General features: G+C 62.8%; 20 protein-coding genes. 10 read left to right on the top strand and 10 right to left on the bottom strand.

Annotated features, from left to right (window positions below; genetic code table 11):
* Positions 1-3: 3 nt before the first annotated feature.
* From M2396_RS12905 to M2396_RS12895, 3 genes are all read right to left on the bottom strand, one after another.
* Positions 4-351: a DUF2892 domain-containing protein gene (locus M2396_RS12905; protein WP_101317492.1), complete on the bottom strand. Its 348-nt coding sequence runs from the start codon at positions 349-351 to the stop codon at positions 4-6.
* Positions 352-435: 84 nt separating this feature from the next.
* Entirely contained in the window at positions 436-906 is a 471-nt protein-coding gene (locus tag M2396_RS12900; RefSeq protein ID WP_101317494.1) for an RNA methyltransferase, read from the bottom strand.
* A gap of 59 nt (positions 907-965) precedes the next feature.
* On the bottom strand, positions 966-1331 hold the full coding sequence (locus M2396_RS12895; protein WP_101317496.1) for a YajD family HNH nuclease: 366 nt from the start codon (positions 1329-1331) through the stop codon (positions 966-968).
* Between the two features lie 132 nt (positions 1332-1463).
* On the opposite strand from M2396_RS12895, the gene M2396_RS12890 reads away from it, so the two are divergent.
* Complete coding sequence (locus tag M2396_RS12890; protein WP_150571485.1) at positions 1464-1742, top strand: hypothetical protein; 279 nt, start codon at positions 1464-1466, stop codon at positions 1740-1742.
* Here M2396_RS12890 and M2396_RS12885 read toward each other — a convergent pair.
* Positions 1739-2206 (bottom strand): cyclic nucleotide-binding domain-containing protein, encoded by a 468-nt coding sequence (locus M2396_RS12885; RefSeq protein ID WP_101322960.1) that lies wholly within the window; start codon positions 2204-2206, stop codon positions 1739-1741. The genes M2396_RS12890 and M2396_RS12885 overlap by 4 nt on opposite strands.
* Positions 2207-2297: 91 nt before the next feature.
* Positions 2298-4337, bottom strand: a complete 2040-nt coding sequence (locus M2396_RS12880) for a S9 family peptidase (protein WP_259075312.1) — start codon at positions 4335-4337, stop codon at positions 2298-2300.
* Positions 4338-4461: 124 nt separating this feature from the next.
* Between M2396_RS12880 and M2396_RS12875 the strand changes: the two genes are divergently transcribed.
* From M2396_RS12875 to M2396_RS12850, 6 genes are read left to right on the top strand one after another with little or no spacing between them, the layout of a single operon-like run.
* Positions 4462-4959 (top strand): MFS transporter, encoded by a 498-nt coding sequence (locus M2396_RS12875; RefSeq protein ID WP_101317502.1) that lies wholly within the window; start codon positions 4462-4464, stop codon positions 4957-4959.
* A 15-nt stretch (positions 4960-4974) separates the two neighbouring features.
* Positions 4975-5748 (top strand): class II glutamine amidotransferase, encoded by a 774-nt coding sequence (locus tag M2396_RS12870; protein ID WP_101317504.1) that lies wholly within the window; start codon positions 4975-4977, stop codon positions 5746-5748.
* A 9-nt stretch (positions 5749-5757) separates the two neighbouring features.
* The gene (locus tag M2396_RS12865) at positions 5758-6279 is read left to right on the top strand and encodes a DUF2937 family protein (RefSeq protein WP_101317506.1); all 522 of its coding nucleotides are present in this window, start codon (positions 5758-5760) and stop codon (positions 6277-6279) included.
* Positions 6280-6338: 59 nt separating this feature from the next.
* Complete coding sequence (locus M2396_RS12860) at positions 6339-7091, top strand: 5-oxoprolinase subunit PxpA (protein ID WP_259075309.1); 753 nt, start codon at positions 6339-6341, stop codon at positions 7089-7091.
* On the top strand, positions 7088-7783 hold the full coding sequence (pxpB, locus tag M2396_RS12855; RefSeq protein ID WP_259075308.1) for a 5-oxoprolinase subunit PxpB: 696 nt from the start codon (positions 7088-7090) through the stop codon (positions 7781-7783). Before M2396_RS12860 ends, pxpB begins: the two co-directional genes overlap by 4 nt.
* Entirely contained in the window at positions 7780-8694 is a 915-nt protein-coding gene (locus M2396_RS12850; RefSeq protein ID WP_259075306.1) for a biotin-dependent carboxyltransferase family protein, read from the top strand. Before pxpB ends, M2396_RS12850 begins: the two co-directional genes overlap by 4 nt.
* A 15-nt stretch (positions 8695-8709) precedes the next feature.
* Here M2396_RS12850 and M2396_RS12845 read toward each other — a convergent pair whose 3' ends face one another.
* The 3 genes from M2396_RS12845 to M2396_RS12835 all read right to left on the bottom strand — a co-directional run bounded on the left by M2396_RS12845 (position 8710) and on the right by M2396_RS12835 (position 11954).
* Positions 8710-9888 carry a VWA domain-containing protein gene (locus tag M2396_RS12845; RefSeq protein WP_101317513.1) on the bottom strand — a complete coding sequence of 393 codons (1179 nt, stop codon included), beginning with the start codon at positions 9886-9888 and terminating at the stop codon, positions 8710-8712.
* Positions 9889-9900: 12 nt separating this feature from the next.
* The gene (locus M2396_RS12840) at positions 9901-10746 is read right to left on the bottom strand and encodes a MoxR family ATPase (protein ID WP_101317515.1); all 846 of its coding nucleotides are present in this window, start codon (positions 10744-10746) and stop codon (positions 9901-9903) included.
* A 134-nt stretch (positions 10747-10880) separates the two neighbouring features.
* Positions 10881-11954 carry a DUF748 domain-containing protein gene (locus tag M2396_RS12835; RefSeq protein ID WP_220633240.1) on the bottom strand — a complete coding sequence of 358 codons (1074 nt, stop codon included), beginning with the start codon at positions 11952-11954 and terminating at the stop codon, positions 10881-10883.
* A gap of 125 nt (positions 11955-12079) precedes the next feature.
* Between M2396_RS12835 and cysK the strand changes: the two genes are divergently transcribed.
* Together cysK and M2396_RS12825 are read left to right on the top strand one after the other, a co-directional pair.
* A complete protein-coding gene (gene cysK / locus M2396_RS12830) occupies positions 12080-13054 on the top strand; it encodes a cysteine synthase A (RefSeq protein WP_103436487.1) in 975 nt (324 codons plus the stop codon).
* A 229-nt stretch (positions 13055-13283) separates the two neighbouring features.
* A complete protein-coding gene (locus M2396_RS12825) occupies positions 13284-14219 on the top strand; it encodes an aspartyl/asparaginyl beta-hydroxylase domain-containing protein (RefSeq protein WP_188035572.1) in 936 nt (311 codons plus the stop codon).
* A gap of 1 nt (position 14220) precedes the next feature.
* Here M2396_RS12825 and M2396_RS12820 read toward each other — a convergent pair whose 3' ends face one another.
* Entirely contained in the window at positions 14221-14691 is a 471-nt protein-coding gene (locus M2396_RS12820; protein WP_259075300.1) for a DUF4265 domain-containing protein, read from the bottom strand.
* Complete coding sequence (locus M2396_RS12815; RefSeq protein ID WP_101317525.1) at positions 14688-15584, bottom strand: DMT family transporter; 897 nt, start codon at positions 15582-15584, stop codon at positions 14688-14690. Before M2396_RS12815 ends, M2396_RS12820 begins: the two co-directional genes overlap by 4 nt.
* A gap of 114 nt (positions 15585-15698) precedes the next feature.
* Here M2396_RS12815 and aceK point away from each other — a divergent pair, with 114 nt between their 5' ends.
* Positions 15699-17417, top strand: a complete 1719-nt coding sequence (aceK, locus tag M2396_RS12810; protein WP_259075298.1) for a bifunctional isocitrate dehydrogenase kinase/phosphatase — start codon at positions 15699-15701, stop codon at positions 17415-17417.
* Position 17418: the final 1 nt, after the last annotated feature.

Raw genomic sequence — 17418 nt, 5'->3', positions numbered from 1 at the left:
GTGTTACAGCTTCGGGGTATGGACGGGGTCGTCACCGGTTACGGTTACGCCGCGGGTAGCAGCGTCGGCACTGGCGCGAAGCACTTCCAGCTCGGCGGCGCCACGGTCAATGTCACCCTTCAGACGCTGGTATTCCTGACGATGACGCAGCCACCAGGCCTTGGTCGCACAACGGCCCTTGACCCCGCGTGCCAGCGCCAGGCCGCCAACGGCAACCTGCAGCAGGCCGATCACGCCGCCATGGCGCATACCTTTGCTGATCATGAGGGCGCCACCGGCCAAGGAACTGGCGCGTTCCCAGCCATGCACGTTCTTTTCCTCGGTATGGGCATTGGAATCTAGATCAAGCATGAGCAGAGCCTCCAGGTAGGTTGGTAAATAACTGACCCTGGCGGTTGTCGCGCCGTTCATTTCATATGCCCAGCGGCCTGCCTGTTACTTGAATTTAGGCCCCGAGCGGGTGTTCAGGCCCTTGGCCAGGCGGTCGTAAAGCACCACGTTGACGGTTGCCGCAAGGTTCATGCAGCCTTCGGTGGGGATATAGATGGTTTCTTCGCACCAGGCGCGCACGTTCTCGTCGAGGCTGCCGTCTTCCGGGCCGAAGATATAGATGGCGCGATCAGGGTGGGTGTATTCAGGCAGGGGGCGGGCGCCGTCGACCAGCTCCACCGCCACCGGCGTGCAGCCCAGCGGGATGATGCGTTGCAGGTCGTCGATGCCGATCAGCGGAATGTCGTAATGCACCCGCTTGGTGTCGGTGACGAAATCACGCGCGCGCTCATACCGCTTGCCGGTGTAGAACACCGAACTGACGCCGTAACAACCCGCAGCGCGCATCACCGAACCGACGTTCTCTGCAGACTTGGGGTTGAACAGGCCGATGCAACTGTACCGTTTGTTCGCCACGTGCCGGGGCCCTTCGCAAAAAAAACGCGATTATACGGGGTTGCCCGGGCGCTGTGGGCTCAGTCTTTCTTGAGCAGACCGGCCAGCCCGGCGAACGGGTTGTGGGTAGCCTTGGCGATGCTCGGGGTGGCCGTCGAGCCTTCGCTGAAGTACTGCTGATCGGTGTAGCGCGAGTGCTCGTTGTCGTGGCAGTACAGGCACAACAGCTCCCAGTTGGAGCCGTCCTGGGGGTTGTTGTCGTGGTTGTGGTCGCGGTGGTGCACGGTCAGTTCGCTCAGGCGCTTGCCGGCGAACTCACGGGCGCAGCGGCCGCAGACGTGCGGGTACATCTTCAGGGCCTTGTCGCGGTAGCCCATTTCCTTGTCGCGCTTGGCGTCGGCGATGATGCGGTCCAGGCGAGCGGTGGCGGAGAGGGTGGAACTCATGGTGTGACCTTTCTTGTAATCAGGCTGATGACGGTTATGGCGTTGAGTCTAGCGTGGTTACAGGCCAGGCGGACAGGCAAAAACCCGCAGATGGGCGTAGCCTGTAGATGAATTTTCGACAGGAGGTTGCCGATGCTCCACGCGATCCTCAGCGCACTGATCCTGCTCGCCGCGCCGCTGGCTGACGCTGCCGGGCAACAGCCGCGCATTACTACGCCGGTGCCCGGTGCTCCGGGTACCGCCACGCCCACGCCGTATCCGCAGATCACCCCGAGCGCGCCACCCAAAGCCTACGACAATCAACCCGGTGGGCCGCTGTTGCCACCGATGCCGCTGCCTAGCCCGCGCCGGGACGAGCCGCTGCCCGGCTTGCAGCAGGACGCGCCCAGGCCGCAGGGCAAAGACGACTAGACCTGCGCCAGGCGCTGGCCATCCTGCATGCGCAGGCGTTTGGACAGCGCCACGGCGAGTGCGCGAATGATCCGCGCAGCAATCCGCGGCGCTTCGTTGAGCATCTTCTCCAGCGAATCCTTGCCCAGCGTCAGCAGCTGGCATTCGCTGGCGGCCACGCAACTGGCCGAGCGCCGCTCGCCGTCGAGCACCGCCATTTCGCCAAAGGCGCCACGGCGCAATACGGCGATTTCGACGGCCTGGCCACTGCTGTCGGTCTTGCGCACCGAAACCTGGCCGCGGTGCAGAATGCACATGAACGTGCCGGCGTCGCCCTCGGCAAAGATAGTCTCGCCGGCGCTCATGTTGCTCAGGCTGAAATAGCCGGCAGCGGCAGCAAATTCGCTGGCCTGCAAGGTGTCGAACAGGCCGCAGTCCATGAGCATGTCGCGGATTTCGGCATTGAGGTGGGAATGGTCGGACATGGTCTGGTCTTCTGCGCTTGGCGTGGCAGCGTTGATCACGCGGCCACGCAAGATTGTTCACGATTGTGCATAGGACAACAGCAAAGCCGGTTTACACCACGCCGAGCTCATTGAGTACGAACGCATATTCCAGCGCCACATCGCGCAGCCCCTGATAGCGACCGCTCATGCCACCATGGCCCGCACCCATCTCGGTCTTGAGCAGCAGCAGGTTGTTATCGGTCTTGAGCGTGCGCAGGCGTGCTACCCACTTGGCTGCTTCCCAATACTGCACACGGCTGTCGTTGTAGCCGGCCACTACCAGCATCGCCGGGTAGGCCTGAGCCTTGACGTTTTCATAGGGCGCGTAAGCCTTGATTCTTGCATGCACCTCGGGTTGTTCAGGGTTGCCCCACTCGTCGTACTCGGTCACGGTCAGCGGCAGTTCAGGGTCGAGCATGGTGTTGAGCACATCGACGAACGGCACCTCGGCAATCGCGCAGCGGAACAGCTGCGGGCGCAGGTTGAGCACCGCGCCGATCAGCAATCCACCGGCGCTGCCGCCGCTGATCGCCAGTTGTTCCGGGCGGCTGACACCGGTTGCGATCAGGTGCTCGGCGCAGGCGATGAAGTCGTCAAAGGTGTTCTGCTTGTGTTCTTGCTTGCCAGCGCGGTACCAGGCCTCACCCAGCTCGCCGCCGCCGCGCACATGGGCAATGGCAAAGGCCACGCCGCGCTCGAGCAGGCTCAGCCGCGCATGGGAGAACCACGGGTCGAGGCTTTCGCCATAGGCGCCGTAGCCATACAGATAGAGTGGCACCGTCTTGCCGACGTCGTCGCGGCGGCGTACCAGGCTGATCGGGACTTGGGTGCCGTCGTTGGCAGTGGCCCACAGGCGTTCGCTGACGTAGGCGTCGGCGTCAAAGGCACCGAGCACCGGGGTCTGCTTGAGCACTGACTGCGCGCCGTTGGCCAGTTCCAGCTGGCGCACCTGGGCCGGGCGATTGAGTGCCTCGTAGCGCAGGCGGATGCGCGTGCTGGCAAATTCCAGGCTGTCTTGCACGTATAGGCTGTAGGCCGCATCCGGCAGCTCGACGCGGTAAGGCGCCTGGCCTTGCGGGCGTACTTCAATGATGGGCAGGCCGCCTTCACGCAGGCTCAGCGCCAAGGCACTGGCATTCAGGCTGAGGCCTTCGAGCATGATGTTGTCGCGGTGGGCTACCAGCACCTGCCACTGTGCACGGCTGGGCACTGACGCAGAGGGCGCCTGGTACAGGGCGAAGTTGATACCGTCCTGGTTGCTGCGGATAAACCAGCGCCAGTCGCCATCGAGCTGGCCGTGATCGGGGAAGTATTCATGGCCTTCTTCGCGTGCAGCCATGCAGGTGAACTCGGCCAACGGCGTCTCGGCATCCAGCACCCAGGCTTCGCTGGTGGTCTTGCTGTTGAGCAGCAGGATCAGCTGGCGCTCGGAGCTGGCTCGGTAGCAGTGCAGAAAGAAGCGCCCGTCGTCTTCTTCGAACACCGTATGCGCATCAGCCTCGCCCAGGCTGAACCGGCGCAGGCGGCAGGGGCGATGGGTGTCGTCGAGTTCGGCGAAGAACAGCGTGCGGCTGTCGTTGGCCCAGGTCATGCTGCCGTCGCAGTCCTCGAAGGGCAGGGTGGTGATGGCGCCAGTGGCCAGGTCCTTGACATACAGCGTGTAGGTTTCTTCGCCATTGGTGTCGAGGCTGTAGGCCAGCAGCTGGTGGTCGGGGCTTACATTGAACGCGCCAAGCGACAGGAAGCCGCCGGCCGCCAGCTCGTTCGGGTCAAGCAACAGCTGTTCGGCGCTGGCGTCGACTGTGTTGGAATCATCTGCCGGGCGTGGGCAGCGGTAGTGGCGCGGGTACTCATCGCCAGCAGTGGTGCGGGTGTAGTACAGCCATGGCCCCCACGGCGAGGGCAGCGACAGGTCGGTTTCCAGAATGCGCCCTTTGATTTCCTCGAACAGCTGCTCGCGCAACGGCGCCTGATCGGCCAGGCAGGCCTCCTGATAAGCGTTTTCGGCCTGCAGGTAGGCGAGCACTTCGGCGCTGTCGCGCAGCTGCAGCCAGGCGTAAGGGTCGTTACCGGGGGCTTGCTGGGCGATCGGGGCAGTAATAGCGGGCATGTATGGTCTCTGGCGAAAGCGAATAGGGCCGGGCGACAGTGGCACCGGTGATCACGGGCAGACAGGCACCTGTGCCTAAAAGTGTTTATCATAGGCATCTCTTCGCCTGGCTTGCACGAACACCATGACCGAGAACGACTATACCCTTGCCTGGGGCCTGTATGCGGTGGCCGCCATCGGCTGCCTGCTGGTGACCTTCAAGCTGACTGGCTGGATGTGGCGCTGGCTGCGCGAACCGCTGCGGGTGCTGGTTGCGGTGCTGCTGCTGACGCCGACGATTGTCGACCCGGTCAAGGAAAGCTTCGCCCCGGCCATTGCCATCAGCGCGCTGGATATCGCCTTCAAGGTTGGCAACAACGCCTGGCGCGCGGCGTCCGATCTGGCCATGTACGGCATGATCGCCTTTGCTTTGTATCTGTTGTTCGTGCTGTTGCGCTGGCCGCTGGAAAAACGCGCCCGTGAGCGCCGCGAGCAAGCTGATGCAGCTGCCAAGCGGCAAGCCGCAGAAGACAGCGAAGTGCTGGTCGAGGCGCCGGTTGCCGCCGATCGCCACGACCGTTACCGCAATGATCCGCCGGCACCGGCCGCGCCTGGCCGTGGCCGGGTCGAGCCACGTCTCTGAGGGGAGCTGCAAGGCATGTGCGAACTGCTCGGCATGAGTGCCAACGTCCCCACTGATATCGTTTTCAGTTTTTCCGGGCTGATGCAGCGCGGCGGCCGCACCGGGCCGCACCGCGATGGCTGGGGCATCGGCTTTTACGAAGGGCGCGGCCTGCGCGTGTTTCAGGACCCGGCAGCGAGCAGCGAGTCGGAAGTCGCCAAGCTGGTGCAGCGCTACCCGATCAAGAGCGAAGTGGTGATCGGCCACATCCGCCAGGCCAACGTCGGCAAGGTCTGCCTGAGCAACACCCACCCGTTCGTGCGTGAGTTGTGGGGGCATAACTGGTGCTTCGCACACAACGGCCAGCTGCCGCAGTTCAGCGGCCAGCGCACCTTCTACCGGCCGGTCGGTGATACCGACAGCGAAGCGGCCTTCTGCGACCTGCTCAACCGCGTGCGCGATGCCTTCCCCGAGCCGGTCGAGGTCGAGCAACTGCTGCCGGTGCTGGTCGAGGCCTGCGCCGAGCACCGCAGCAAGGGCGTGTTCAACTGCCTGCTGAGCAACGGCGACTGGCTGTTCTGCTTCTGCTCGACCAAGCTGGTGCACATTACCCGCCGCGCGCCGTTTGGCCCGGCCCGGCTCAAGGACGTCGACATGATCGTCGACTTCCAGGCCGAAACCACGCCCAATGATGTGGTCACGGTGATCGCCACCGAGGCCCTGACCGAGAACGAAACCTGGAACCGCTACGAACCCGGACAATGGGCGTTGTGGCGGCATGGCGAATGTATCGCCCACGGGCAAAGCTAAGGACGCGGCATGTTCAGAAGTTATCTGCGGTTGCTGTTGTTCACTTGCGGCCTGCTGGCGGGCATTCAGGTCCCTGGCCTGGTCAAGGATTACGGCCAGCGCGTCGAGGCCCGTGTGCTCGAGTCGCGCGAGGCCTTGTCCGGCTTCCAGGAAACCGCCCAGCGCTTCTTCAAAGGCGACCTGCAAGCGCTGCTGCAGCATTACCGCACCAGCGAGGATCCGGTATTCATCAGCGATGCCAACAGCATCGAGAGCCTGCTGGTCCGCAACCAGTTGCTGGAAAACGAGTGGCAGGCCATGCAGGGCTCGTGGCTGAGCCAAAGCTGGCACGTGCTGGCGCAGGCTGACCCGCAATTGCGCGAAGAGACCCTGAACAGCTACAGCTACCAGATTCTGCTGGTGCCCGAAGCCATCGGCTGGGGCCTGAGCGCAGGCTTTGTGCTGGCGTTCGTGGTCGAAAGCGTGCTGGTGCTGCTGGGCTGGGTCATCCTTGGCGGGCGGCGCAAGGTGGTCAAGGAAAGCTGGCGCTAAGCCGGCTGGCCGCCTCAGCGCCGCCGTACTCTGTTCTAGTCGATTCAGGAGTCCGCCAGATGCAAACCCTGCTTCTCAACTGCGACATGGGTGAAAGTTACGGCAGCTGGCGCATGGGTCTGGATGCCGAGGTCATGCCCTACATCGACTGCGCCAATATCGCCTGTGGTTATCACGCGGGCGATCCGAGCATCATGCGCCGCACCGTGGCCCTGGCCCTGCAGCATGGTGTGACCATTGGCGCGCATCCGGCCTATCCGGATCTGGTCGGCTTTGGTCGCCGCTCGATGGCCTGCAGCAATGAAGAAATCCGCGATCTGCTGCACTACCAGATCGGCGCACTGGACGGCATCTGCAAGGTCCAGGGCGGGCGCGTGGCGTACGTCAAACCGCACGGCGCGTTGTACAACGACATGATGGCCGACCCAGTGAAATTGCGCGCCGTGCTGGAAGCCGTAGCCGCCTACGACAGCAGCCTGCCGCTGATGCTGATGGCTACTGCTGATGACCGTGCGGCGCAGCAGCTGGGCGAGGAGCTGGGTGTCACCTTGTGGTTCGAGGCATTTGCCGATCGTGGCTACACGGCCAGCGGCCACCTGCTGTCGCGGCGGCTGCCGGGGGCGGTGCACCATGAGCCGGCGTTGATCATCGAGCAGGCGGTGCGCCTGGCCCGTGGCGAGACGTTGCTGGCAGACGACGGCAGCGCGCTGCGACTGAACGCCAGCACCTTGTGCGTGCACGGCGACAACGACAGCTCGCTGGCGGCGGTACGGCAGATTCGCCAGGCCCTGGATGCGCTGGTGCAGCCATGAACGTGCGCATCCAGGCGGTGGCCATCGACAGCCTGATGGTGCGCCTGTTCGATCGCATAGATGAAGCCAACATGCCGTGGATCCTCGCTGCCAGCCAGCGCCTGAGCAGTGCCCTGGGCGCCGATCTGGTTGACCTGGTGCCGTCCTATACCACCGTGATGGTGCAGTTTCGGCAGTCACCGGCTGCGGCGCGAGGGCTGATTATCGAAGCGCTGCAAAATCTGCAGCCGGATGCAGGCGCGGCGGGGCGCAAGCACGAAATTGCCGTGTGGTATGACCCCAGTGTCGGCCCTGAATTGCCATTGCTGGCAGCGCGCAGTGGGCTGTCCGAGGCCGAGGTGGTGCGCCTGCACAGTGAGCGTGAATACCCGGTATTTGCCCTTGGCTTTGCCCCAGGGTTCGGCTTCATGGGGCTGGTCGACGAACGCCTGGCCACGCCACGGTTGAGCACCCCGCGCAAGCGCGTGGCCGCTGGCAGCGTCGGCATTGCCGAGCGCCAGACGGCGGCCTACCCGGCAGTGTCGCCGGGCGGCTGGAACCTGATCGGTCGCACGCCAGTACGTCTGTTTGACCGCGAGCGCGAGGGCTACAGCTTGTTGCAGCCGGGTGACCGTGTGCGTTTCGTCGCGGTGGACCACGCCGAATTCATCAGCCTGGGTGGCGACGACAGCCCGCTGGGGGGCCAGGCATGAGTCTGTTGATCGAGGCCAGCACGCCGCTGTGTCAGCTGCAGGATGGCGGGCGCTTTGGCGTGCGCCATCTCGGCGTGACCCAGGGCGGGGCGCTGGATTGGGTGGCGCTGCACTGGGCCAACTGGCTGCTGGATAACGCCTTGCAGGCGCCGGTGGTGGAAATTCCCTTGGGTGGTTTCAGCGTGCTCGCCCAGCGCGACTGCTGCCTGGCCTTGGCGGGCGCTGATCTGGATGCACGAATCGATGACCAGCCGCTCAAGCCCTGGCGCAGTTTTCATCTGCGTGCGGGGCAGCGGCTGAGCTTTACCCAGCCTCTGCACGGTGCTCGTGCTTATCTGGCCGCGCTTGGTGGTTTTCAGGCCGAGGCGGTAATGGGCAGTTGCGCCACGGTTGTACGCGAACAGCTGGGCGGGCTTGATGGCCAAGGTTCGGCGCTGATCAAGGGGCAGTTGCTGGCATGCGCCGATGCCCTGCCGGCCGAGCGCGAGGTGCCAGCACAATCAAGGCCGGTGTACGCCGCCAAGCCTGCGCTGGATCTGGTAATGGGCGCACAACTGGGGCAGTTCAGCGGCACCAGCCTGTTCGAGGCGTTCAACCGGAACTGGACCCTGGACAGCCGCGCCGACCGCATGGGCATGCGCCTGCTCGGGCCGCAACTGGTGTACCAAGGCGAGCCGATGATCTCGGAGGGTATCCCGTTGGGCGCCGTGCAGGTGCCACCGGATGGCCAGCCAATCGTGTTGTTGAACGACCGGCAGACCATTGGCGGCTACCCGCGGCTAGGTGCATTGACGCCCTTGGCGCTGGCCCAGTTGGCCCAGTGCCTGCCGGGGGGGCAGTTGCGCTTCAGAGCGGTGCTGCAGGAGTTCGCCTGGCAGGAGCAGCAAGCTTACCTGCAACGCTGGAGCTGATCTGAACGGCCGGGGTTACTTGGCCAGGTACTTCATGGCGTCTTCCAGGCCCTGCAAGGTCAGCGGGTACATCTTGTCTTCGATCAGCTCGCGGATCAGGTGAGTCGACGTGGTGTGCTCCCAGGCCTGTTTGGGGTACGGATTGATCCACACCACCTTCTTGAATTTTTCCTTGATCCGCCGCACCCAGACATACCCGGCTTCCTCGTTCCAGTGCTCGACACTGCCGCCGGGCTGGGTAATTTCATACGGCGCCATGGCCGCGTCGCCGACGAACACCACCTTGTAATCATCGCCGTACTTGTGCAGCAGGTCGAAGGTGGCGAAGCGCTCGGCGTTGCGCCGCAGGTTGTTCTTCCACACCGACTCATACACGCAGTTATGGAAGTAGTAATACTCCAGGTGCTTGAACTCGGTCTTGCACGCTGAAAACAACTCCTCGCAAATGCGCACGTGGGCATCCATCGAGCCGCCTATGTCGAACAGCAATAGCAGCTTCACCGTATTGCGCCGCTCCGGGCGCATCTGGATATTGAGCAGGCCGGCATCGCGGGCGGTGTGGTCGATGGTGCCGTCGATGTCGAGCTCTTCGGCCGCGCCCTGGCGAGCGAACTTGCGCAGGCGGCGCAGGGCCAGCTTGATGTTGCGCGTGCCCAACTCGACCTGATCATCGAGGTTCCTGTACTCGCGCTGCTCCCAGACCTTGACCGCCTTGCCGCGGCGCTCGCCGGCGTCGCCAACGCGAATGCCTTCAGGGTTGTAGCCGCCTGAGCCGAACGGGCTGGTGCCGCCGGTGCCGATCCACTTGTTGCCACCGGCATGGCGTTTTTTCTGTTCTTCGAGGCGTTTCTTGAATTCTTCGATGAGCTTGTCCAAACCGCCCAACGACTGGATCTGCGCGCGTTCCTCATCGGTCAGCGAACGCTCGAACTCCTTGCGAAGCCAGTCTTCAGGGATCAGCGCCTCAAGGTGCCGGTCGAGGTTTTCCAGGCCTTGGAAGTACGCTGAAAAAGCCCGGTCGAACTTGTCGAAGTGGCGTTCATCCTTGACCAGAATGGTCCGCGCCAGAAAGTAGAACTCGTCCATGTCGGCGAATACCACCCGCTGCTGCAGGGCATTGAGCAGGTCGAGCAGTTCACGCACCGACACAGGCACCTTGGCCGCGCGCATTTCGTTGAACAGGTTGAGCAGCATGACTGGCTCCTGTCAGCGATTACCGCGCCGGCTCATGAACGCCAGGCGCTCGAGCAACTGCACGTCCTGCTCGTTCTTGACCAAGGCGCCGGCCAGCGGCGGGATGGCCTTGGTCGGATCACGCTCGCGCAGGACCGCTTCGCCGATATTGTCGGCCATCAGCAGCTTGAGCCAATCGACCAGCTCGGAGGTCGAGGGTTTTTTCTTCAGGCCCGGTACCTTGCGCACATCGAAGAACACATCCAGCGCCTCGCTGACCAGCGACTGCTTGATGTTCGGGTAGTGCACATCGACGATCTTCTGCAAGGTGTCGCGATCAGGGAAGGCGATGTAGTGGAAGAAGCAGCGGCGCAGAAACGCATCCGGCAGCTCTTTTTCGTTGTTGGAGGTAATGATGATGATCGGGCGCTGCTTGGCCTTGATGGTCTCGTCGATTTCGTAGACGTAGAACTCCATCTTGTCGAGTTCTTGCAGCAGGTCATTGGGAAACTCGATGTCGGCCTTGTCGATCTCGTCGATCAGCAGAATGACCCGCTCTTCAGCCTCGAAGGCTTCCCACAACTTGCCCTTTTTAAGGTAGTTGCGCACATCGTGGACCTTGTCCACACCCAGCTGCGAGTCGCGCAGGCGGCTGACCGCGTCGTACTCGTAGAGGCCTTGATGGGCTTTGGTGGTGGATTTGATGTGCCAGGTGATCAGCTTCGCGCCAAACGATGCCGCCAGTTGCTCGGCGAGCATGGTCTTGCCGGTGCCGGGCTCGCCTTTGATCAGTAACGGGCGTTCGAGGGTAACTGCCGCATTGACCGCCAGTTTCAGATCATCGGTGGCGACGTAGTCGCGGGTGCCTTCGAACTTCATCAACCAATCCTCTGCAAGTGTCTGGGCCGGCCCAGGCAAGGCTATCTAAATGTGTACTGGACTATACGCCGCACCTGGGCAGCTGCAAACGCAGACCGGGTATTCAGTCTCTGAATGGTGCGTCGCGCCGCCTTTCAGTCAGTGTCAGGCGCTGGCCTTTCATAGCGTGCACTGAACGCCTGGATGAAGCCATTGCGCAGGATCTGCAGAAACGCCTCGAAGCCATTGATGTTCTGCTGATGCACACTGCCGCTGAGCTCGACGCGGGTGGCGAACTGGTTTTCCGGCTGGTTTTTCAGCACGGTTTCGGTAGTGCCGACCACCGCTTCCCAGATCGAACGGAAAAAGCTTTTGTCTTTGTTCTCCACGTCTTGCTGCCAGTTGAATACTTCCACATTGCGCAGCAGCGGTTTGATGTAGCCCTTTAGTCGGCCTTTTTCGGCCTGAGCCTCGATCACCACGTCGCCGTTGCCGGCATTGAAGTCGAACTTGCCATAGGCACTGGCGAAGTCATTCATCTTGCGCAGTTCAATGCCAGTGGCGCGCAGGCGGAACTCGAAATCATCGAAGTCGCTGAACGGGTCAAAGGTCGCCTTGCTCTCGACCTTGGCATCGCCGAGCAGGCGCGCGGTGCCTTCGAAGCTGGCGTCGCGGCGGCCCTCGGCATCGCGCACATTGGTCAGGTTGCGGATGCTCGCCTGCAACTGCGTGGCCTTGAGCGTTACCGGCGGCTTGGAGTTGAAGTTGCGGAAGGTCAGCGTACCGTCATCGATGCGCACTTCGTTGAGGGTGATCGGCAGCAGTTTTTCCAGCTGCTGGCGCCAGTCGGTGCCTTGACCGGTCTGCGAGTTCTGCTTGTTGCCACCGTCGACGAAGTTAAGCTCCGGGCGCAGGAAGGTCACCTCGGCCACCACTGCGTGGTCGTACCACAGCGAATGCCAGCTCACCGAAAAGTCGACTTTCGGCGCATCGACAAACGGCACCGGTACCTTGCCAGTGGTCTTGACGATCTTAAGGCCGTTGATCTGGTAGGCGCCGCGCCACCATGCCAGGTCGACGTCGCTGACCTGGCCGCGGTAATCACCCATGTCGGCCAGTTTTTCGTTCAAGTAGTCGCGCATCAGGTAGGGCAGGGCCAGGTGCACGGCAAGCAGTATCACAAGCAGGCTGACCAGGGCGACCAGTGGCCGGCGATAGCGGGCTGTCATGAGGGCTCTCCAAAGCAGGTTGAGCGGTTGACCGCAGGCATCGCCGGGGAGTTCGACCGGGCTTTACGCTGCTGGCGGGCAGGCTTACCCTTGAGGCTTTCCCCGCTCGGTTAAGGACCCTGCCAATGAGCCGTATCTACGCAGACAACGCCCATTCCATCGGCAACACGCCGCTGGTGCAGATCAACCGCATCGCCCCGCGCGGGGTGACCATCCTGGCCAAGATCGAGGGGCGTAACCCCGGCTACTCGGTCAAATGCCGGATCGGCGCGAACATGGTCTGGGACGCCGAAGGCAGTGGCAAACTCAAACCGGGCATGACCCTGGTCGAGCCGACTTCGGGCAACACCGGTATCGGCCTGGCCTTCGTTGCCGCCGCCCGTGGCTACAAACTGCTACTGACCATGCCCGCTTCGATGAGCCTGGAGCGGCGCAAGGTGCTCAAGGCGCTGGGCGCCGAGCTGGTGCTGACCGAGCCTGCGCTGGGCATGAAAGGCGCCATCGACAAGGCCAACGAAATCGTTGCTTCGGACCCGCAGATGTATTTCCAGCCTGGCCAGTTCGACAACCCGGCCAACCCGGCTATCCATGAAAAAACCACCGGCCCGGAAATCTGGAACGACACCGACGGCGCGGTTGACGTGCTGGTTGCAGGCGTCGGCACGGGCGGCACCATCACCGGTATTTCCCGTTACATCAAGCACACCCAGGGCAAGCCGATCCTGTCAGTTGCGGTCGAGCCGGTGGCCTCGCCCCTGATCACCCAGGCGCTGGCCGGCCAGGAGCTTAAGCCCAGCCCGCACAAGATTCAGGGCATTGGCGCCGGGTTCATCCCGAAGAACCTTGATCTGTCGATTGTCGACCAGGTCGAGACGGTCAGCGATGACGAAGCCAAGGCCATGGCCCTGCGCCTGATGCAGGAGGAGGGCATTCTCTGCGGTATCTCCTGTGGTGCAGCGATGGCTGCGGCCGTGCGCCTGGCCGAAAAGCCAGAGATGACCGGCAAGACCATTGTGGTGATCCTGCCCGACTCGGGCGAGCGCTATCTGTCGAGCATGCTCTTCTCTGACCTGTTTACCGAGCAGGAAAACCAGCAGTAAAATCCTGTGTCATGGCGGCTCTTGAGCAAACCGAGAGCCGCCTTGGATTCCCGGCGCAGGGCGTGTACCGCGCAATTGCCTGACCCCGCGCAATACCCCGCGAAAGCCTTTATTACAAAATCTTCAACATTGCTATCCGGCGCAACCTGTTTTTACTGCGGGCGGATGGGTTTATGATGTTCGGCTATCTGCAAGTGATGGCCTGATTTCCTACTCCAAGGAGTGTTGCATGAGCTTTTCCTTTGTCGCCAAGGCGGGTGTCCTGCTGGTGTTCTTCGGCAGCGTGCTGTACGTCCATTTGCGCGGCAAGGCGCGCTTGCCCGTGCTGCGCCAGTTCGTCAACCATTCGGCGCTGTTCGCCCCCTACAACAGCCTGATGTACCTGTTCTCCGGCGTGCCGTCCAAGCCATACCTGGATCGCCAGCGCTTCCCTGAGCTGGATGTGCTCAAGGACAACTGGCCGGTGATCCGTGAAGAGGCCATGCGCCTGTTCGACGAGGGCTACATCCGCGCCGCCGAAAAAGACAATGACGCAGGCTTTGGCTCGTTCTTCAAGAAGGGCTGGAAGCGCTTCTACCTGAAGTGGTACGACAAACCGCTGCCGTCGGCCGAGGCGCTGTGCCCGAAGACCGTCGAGCTGGTCAGCAGCATCCCCAGCGTCAAGGGCGCGATGTTTGCCCTGCTGCCAGGTGGTAGCCACCTGAACCCACACCGCGACCCTTTCGCCGGTTCGTTGCGCTATCACCTCGGGCTGTCCACACCCAACTCCGACAACTGCCGCATCTACGTCGACGGCGAGCCGTATGCCTGGCGTGACGGGGAAGACGTGATGTTCGACGAGACCTTTGTGCACTGGGTCAAGAACGAGACCGACATCACTCGGGTGATCCTGTTCTGTGACATCGAGCGGCCGCTGACCAGCCCGCTGATGACCCGCATCAACCGTAAGGTCAGTGCCTTCCTCGGCCGTGCTACTGCACCGCAGAACACCGATGACGAGCGCGTCGGCGGGATCAACCAGGCCTATGCCTGGAGCAAACGTTTCAGCAACAAGCTCAGCACCCGGGTCAAACAGTTCAAGCGCGCCAACCCGAAGGCCTACCGCATTCTGCGGCCGATCCTGGCCGTACTGGTGGCTTACCTGCTGTATCGCTGGTTGTTCTGACTCAGCGAAACTCTGCGGGGATGGCGTGGCGCAACACGCCTTCCTCGAACTCCAGCGTTCCAGCTTCGCGCTGGGTCAGCAAGTAATAGAGCAAGGTGTCGAGCGACTGCGTCGGCGGCACCTGCACGGCCAGCATCTTCACCGCCTGCTCCACTTCGCTGGGGCAACCGAACTCGCTCAGCGCTGCGCGCACCGGCTCCAACGCCCCAGCTAACTTGACCAGCACGCGAAACACGCTGGCGCCGCCACTGTTGCTCAACGCCGCAAACCACACCTCGCCATCGGCTTCGCTGGCGCTGATCAGGTCGCCGGGGGCGATGCCGTAGGCGTAGAACGGGATGCTGTCGATCAGGTAGCCAGCCTCTGTCTGCTGCGCCCACAGGCCTTCCACCGAAGCCGGAGGGTAGCCTTGCGCATCCTGCTCCAGGCGGAACAGGATTTTTTTGAACACCGGCGAGTGCTCCGTGCTCATGAGCGCGCCTGCGCCAGCGCGCGCGGTGCAGGCCTGAGTACCAGCCACAGCGCGACGCCGATCAGCAGCCCGCCGTACAGGTGGCCCATCGACAGCGACTCATCCAGCAACCAGGCGCCCCACAGCACGCCGAAGACCGGGATCAGGAAGGTCACGGTACTGGCCTTGACCGGGCCGATCTCGGCCAGCAGGCGGAAGTACAGGATGTAGGCAAAAGCCGTGCATAGCAGGCCCAGCCCGAGCAACGATAACCACACCTGCCAGCCGCCCCAACTGGCAGGTGGCTGGCTGAGGGCGCTCCAGGCGAACAGGGGGCTCAACAGCAAGGTTGCGCCGAGCATGCTGCCCAGGGCCGACAGGCGGCTGTCCAGGCCGCTGATCCAGCGCCGCGCGAGGTAGCCGGCAAAGCCGTAGCAGGTGGTCGCGGCCAGGCACGCCAGCGCGCCTTGCACCAGGGCCAGGTCCAGTGCCACCGGGCCGGCGCCACTGAGGATGCCGACGCCGAGCAGGCCAAGAAAAATCCCCGCCAGCTTGCTGACCGTCATTGGCTCGTGGAAGAACAGCGCGCCGATCAGCACGCCCATCAGCGGCGTGGTGGCGTTGAAGATCGCCGAGTAACCCGCAGGCAGCACCTGCGCGGCCACCGAGTAGAACGTCGCCGGGATGCCCGAGTTGATCATGCCCAGCAGCAGGCAGGCGCCGAGCTTGCCGTTGAACTGCCATGGCACCCGCGCCACGGCCAGGATCGCGATCAAGCCCAGGCACGCGATCGAGACCCGGAAAAACGCCGTCGGTACCGTACCGAGCTCCGGGGCGATGATGCGCATGAACAGGAAACTGGCCCCCCAGACAGCGGCAAGGGTCAGCAGGCGGGCGAGGGCGATGGGGCTCACGGGGGTCTCCAGAATCAGGGCAGGGTGGGAGTGTACGTGAGTGCGCTGGGCAGGTTCTTGTCCTTTCTTGCTGCGCTACTAAGCTGAGCGCTTGAACCCTGCAGAGGCATCGGTATGTCCCAGCACTGGCCCGCCAGCGAAATCGCCCGCAGGGTACTCGATGGCTTCGATAACTACCGCGAGCACTTCCGGCAGATAACCCTGGGTGCGCGCGAGCGATTCGAGCGCGCTGACTGGCACGACAGCCAGCGGGCGGCAGCTGCGCGGATCAGCTTGTATGAGGAGAAGGTCGTCGAGGTCAATGGCTGGCTGCGCGAGGGATTTGCCGAGGCGCTATTGCTCGATGTCGCACAATGGCCGTTGGTCAAAAGCGCCTACATTGGGCTGATCAACCCGCGGCTGGACGATGAGTTGGCCGAGACTTGGTACAACTCACTGTTCTGCAGCCTGTTCAGCCATGACCTGATCAGCGACAGCTGCATGTTCATCCACACCACCCGGCCGGCCCTGCGCGACCATCAGCGCGCTGCGCAGACGCGCATTTATCAGGCCGACGGTAGCTTGAGCGGGTTGTTGCACCGGGTGTTTGCCGATTACCCGTTCAGTGTCGACTATGCGGACTTGCCCAGCGACGTCAGCCGCCTTGAACAGCAACTGCGCAGCAGCTTGCCCGACTGGGTGTGCAAGGACGCGAGCCTGGCACTGGAGCTGTTTGCGCCGGTGCTGTACCGCAACAAAGGTGCGTATCTGGTAGGCCGTTTGTACACCCGGGATGAGCAGTGGCCACTGGTGATCCCACTGCTGCACCGCGAAGGTCATGGCCTCGAGGCGGACGCGGTGATCACCGACGAAGCCGAGGTGTCGATCATTTTCTCTTTCACCCGCTCCTATTTCATGGTCGATGTGCCGGCGCCGGCGGAGTTCGTCAGCTTTCTCAAACGTATTCTGCCCGGCAAACATGTGGCCGAGCTGTATACCTCGATTGGCTTCTACAAGCATGGCAAGTCGGAGTTCTATCGGGCGCTGATCAATCATCTGGCCAGCAGCGACGACCGCTTCGTCATGGCGCCGGGTGTGCGCGGCATGGTCATGAGCGTGTTTACCCTGCCGGGCTTCAGTACGGTGTTCAAGATCATCAAGGACCGTTTCGCACCGTCAAAAACAGTCGACCGCGCTACGGTTATCGACAAATACCGCCTGGTAAAAAGCGTCGATCGGGTCGGGCGCATGGCCGACACCCAGGAGTTCGCTGACTTTCGCTTCCCGCGGAAAAAGTTCGAGGCCGCGTGCCTGGCCGAGTTGCTGGAAGTGGCTCCGTCCACCGTGGTGCTGGAGGGCGACACGGTGCTGATCCGCCACTGCTGGACCGAACGGCGGATGACGCCGCTGAATCTGTATCTGGAACAGGCCAGCGACGCCCAGGTGCTGGAGGCGTTGGAAGATTACGGCCTGGCGATCAAGCAGCTGGCGGCGGCCAATATCTTCCCCGGTGACATGCTGCTGAAGAACTTCGGCGTAACCCGCCATGGGCGGGTGGTGTTTTACGATTACGACGAAATCTGCTTTCTCGATGAGGTCAACTTTCGCCATATCCCGCCGCCGCGCTATCCCGAAGACGAGATGTCAGGCGAGCCGTGGTATTCGATCGGCATCCATGATGTGTTCCCGGAAGAATTCCCACCGTTTCTGTTCGCCGATATCGGCCAACGCCGCCTGTTCAGCAAGCTGCACGGGGAGCTATACGACGCCGATTACTGGAAAGGGCTGCAGGCGGCCATTGCCGGCGGCAAGGTCATCGATGTGTTCCCTTATCGACGTCAGCCGCGCGAATGAC

Source organism: Pseudomonas sp. BIGb0278 (genome assembly GCF_024809895.1).
GTDB classification, from domain to species: domain Bacteria; phylum Pseudomonadota; class Gammaproteobacteria; order Pseudomonadales; family Pseudomonadaceae; genus Aquipseudomonas; species Aquipseudomonas shirazensis.
This window is presented reverse-complemented; position numbering and strand designations above follow the sequence as displayed.

What these genes read in the sequence shown, in the direction of transcription:
- M2396_RS12865 (WP_101317506.1), top strand. Translation starts at nt 5,758, where the DNA reads ATGTTCAGAAGTTATCTGCGGTTGCTGTTGTTCACTTGCGGCCTGCTG.
- M2396_RS12905 (WP_101317492.1), bottom strand. Translation starts at nt 351, where the DNA reads ATGCTTGATCTAGATTCCAATGCCCATACCGAGGAAAAGAACGTGCAT.
- pxpB (WP_259075308.1), top strand. Translation starts at nt 7,088, where the DNA reads ATGAACGTGCGCATCCAGGCGGTGGCCATCGACAGCCTGATGGTGCGC.
- M2396_RS12860 (WP_259075309.1), top strand. Translation starts at nt 6,339, where the DNA reads ATGCAAACCCTGCTTCTCAACTGCGACATGGGTGAAAGTTACGGCAGC.
- cysK (WP_103436487.1), top strand. Translation starts at nt 12,080, where the DNA reads ATGAGCCGTATCTACGCAGACAACGCCCATTCCATCGGCAACACGCCG.
- M2396_RS12835 (WP_220633240.1), bottom strand. Translation starts at nt 11,954, where the DNA reads ATGACAGCCCGCTATCGCCGGCCACTGGTCGCCCTGGTCAGCCTGCTT.
- M2396_RS12845 (WP_101317513.1), bottom strand. Translation starts at nt 9,888, where the DNA reads ATGCTGCTCAACCTGTTCAACGAAATGCGCGCGGCCAAGGTGCCTGTG.
- M2396_RS12885 (WP_101322960.1), bottom strand. Translation starts at nt 2,206, where the DNA reads ATGTCCGACCATTCCCACCTCAATGCCGAAATCCGCGACATGCTCATG.
- M2396_RS12890 (WP_150571485.1), top strand. Translation starts at nt 1,464, where the DNA reads ATGCTCCACGCGATCCTCAGCGCACTGATCCTGCTCGCCGCGCCGCTG.
- M2396_RS12850 (WP_259075306.1), top strand. Translation starts at nt 7,780, where the DNA reads ATGAGTCTGTTGATCGAGGCCAGCACGCCGCTGTGTCAGCTGCAGGAT.
- M2396_RS12820 (WP_259075300.1), bottom strand. Translation starts at nt 14,691, where the DNA reads ATGAGCACGGAGCACTCGCCGGTGTTCAAAAAAATCCTGTTCCGCCTG.
- M2396_RS12895 (WP_101317496.1), bottom strand. Translation starts at nt 1,331, where the DNA reads ATGAGTTCCACCCTCTCCGCCACCGCTCGCCTGGACCGCATCATCGCC.
- M2396_RS12880 (WP_259075312.1), bottom strand. Translation starts at nt 4,337, where the DNA reads ATGCCCGCTATTACTGCCCCGATCGCCCAGCAAGCCCCCGGTAACGAC.
- M2396_RS12875 (WP_101317502.1), top strand. Translation starts at nt 4,462, where the DNA reads ATGACCGAGAACGACTATACCCTTGCCTGGGGCCTGTATGCGGTGGCC.
- M2396_RS12840 (WP_101317515.1), bottom strand. Translation starts at nt 10,746, where the DNA reads ATGAAGTTCGAAGGCACCCGCGACTACGTCGCCACCGATGATCTGAAA.
- M2396_RS12825 (WP_188035572.1), top strand. Translation starts at nt 13,284, where the DNA reads ATGAGCTTTTCCTTTGTCGCCAAGGCGGGTGTCCTGCTGGTGTTCTTC.
- aceK (WP_259075298.1), top strand. Translation starts at nt 15,699, where the DNA reads ATGTCCCAGCACTGGCCCGCCAGCGAAATCGCCCGCAGGGTACTCGAT.
- M2396_RS12870 (WP_101317504.1), top strand. Translation starts at nt 4,975, where the DNA reads ATGTGCGAACTGCTCGGCATGAGTGCCAACGTCCCCACTGATATCGTT.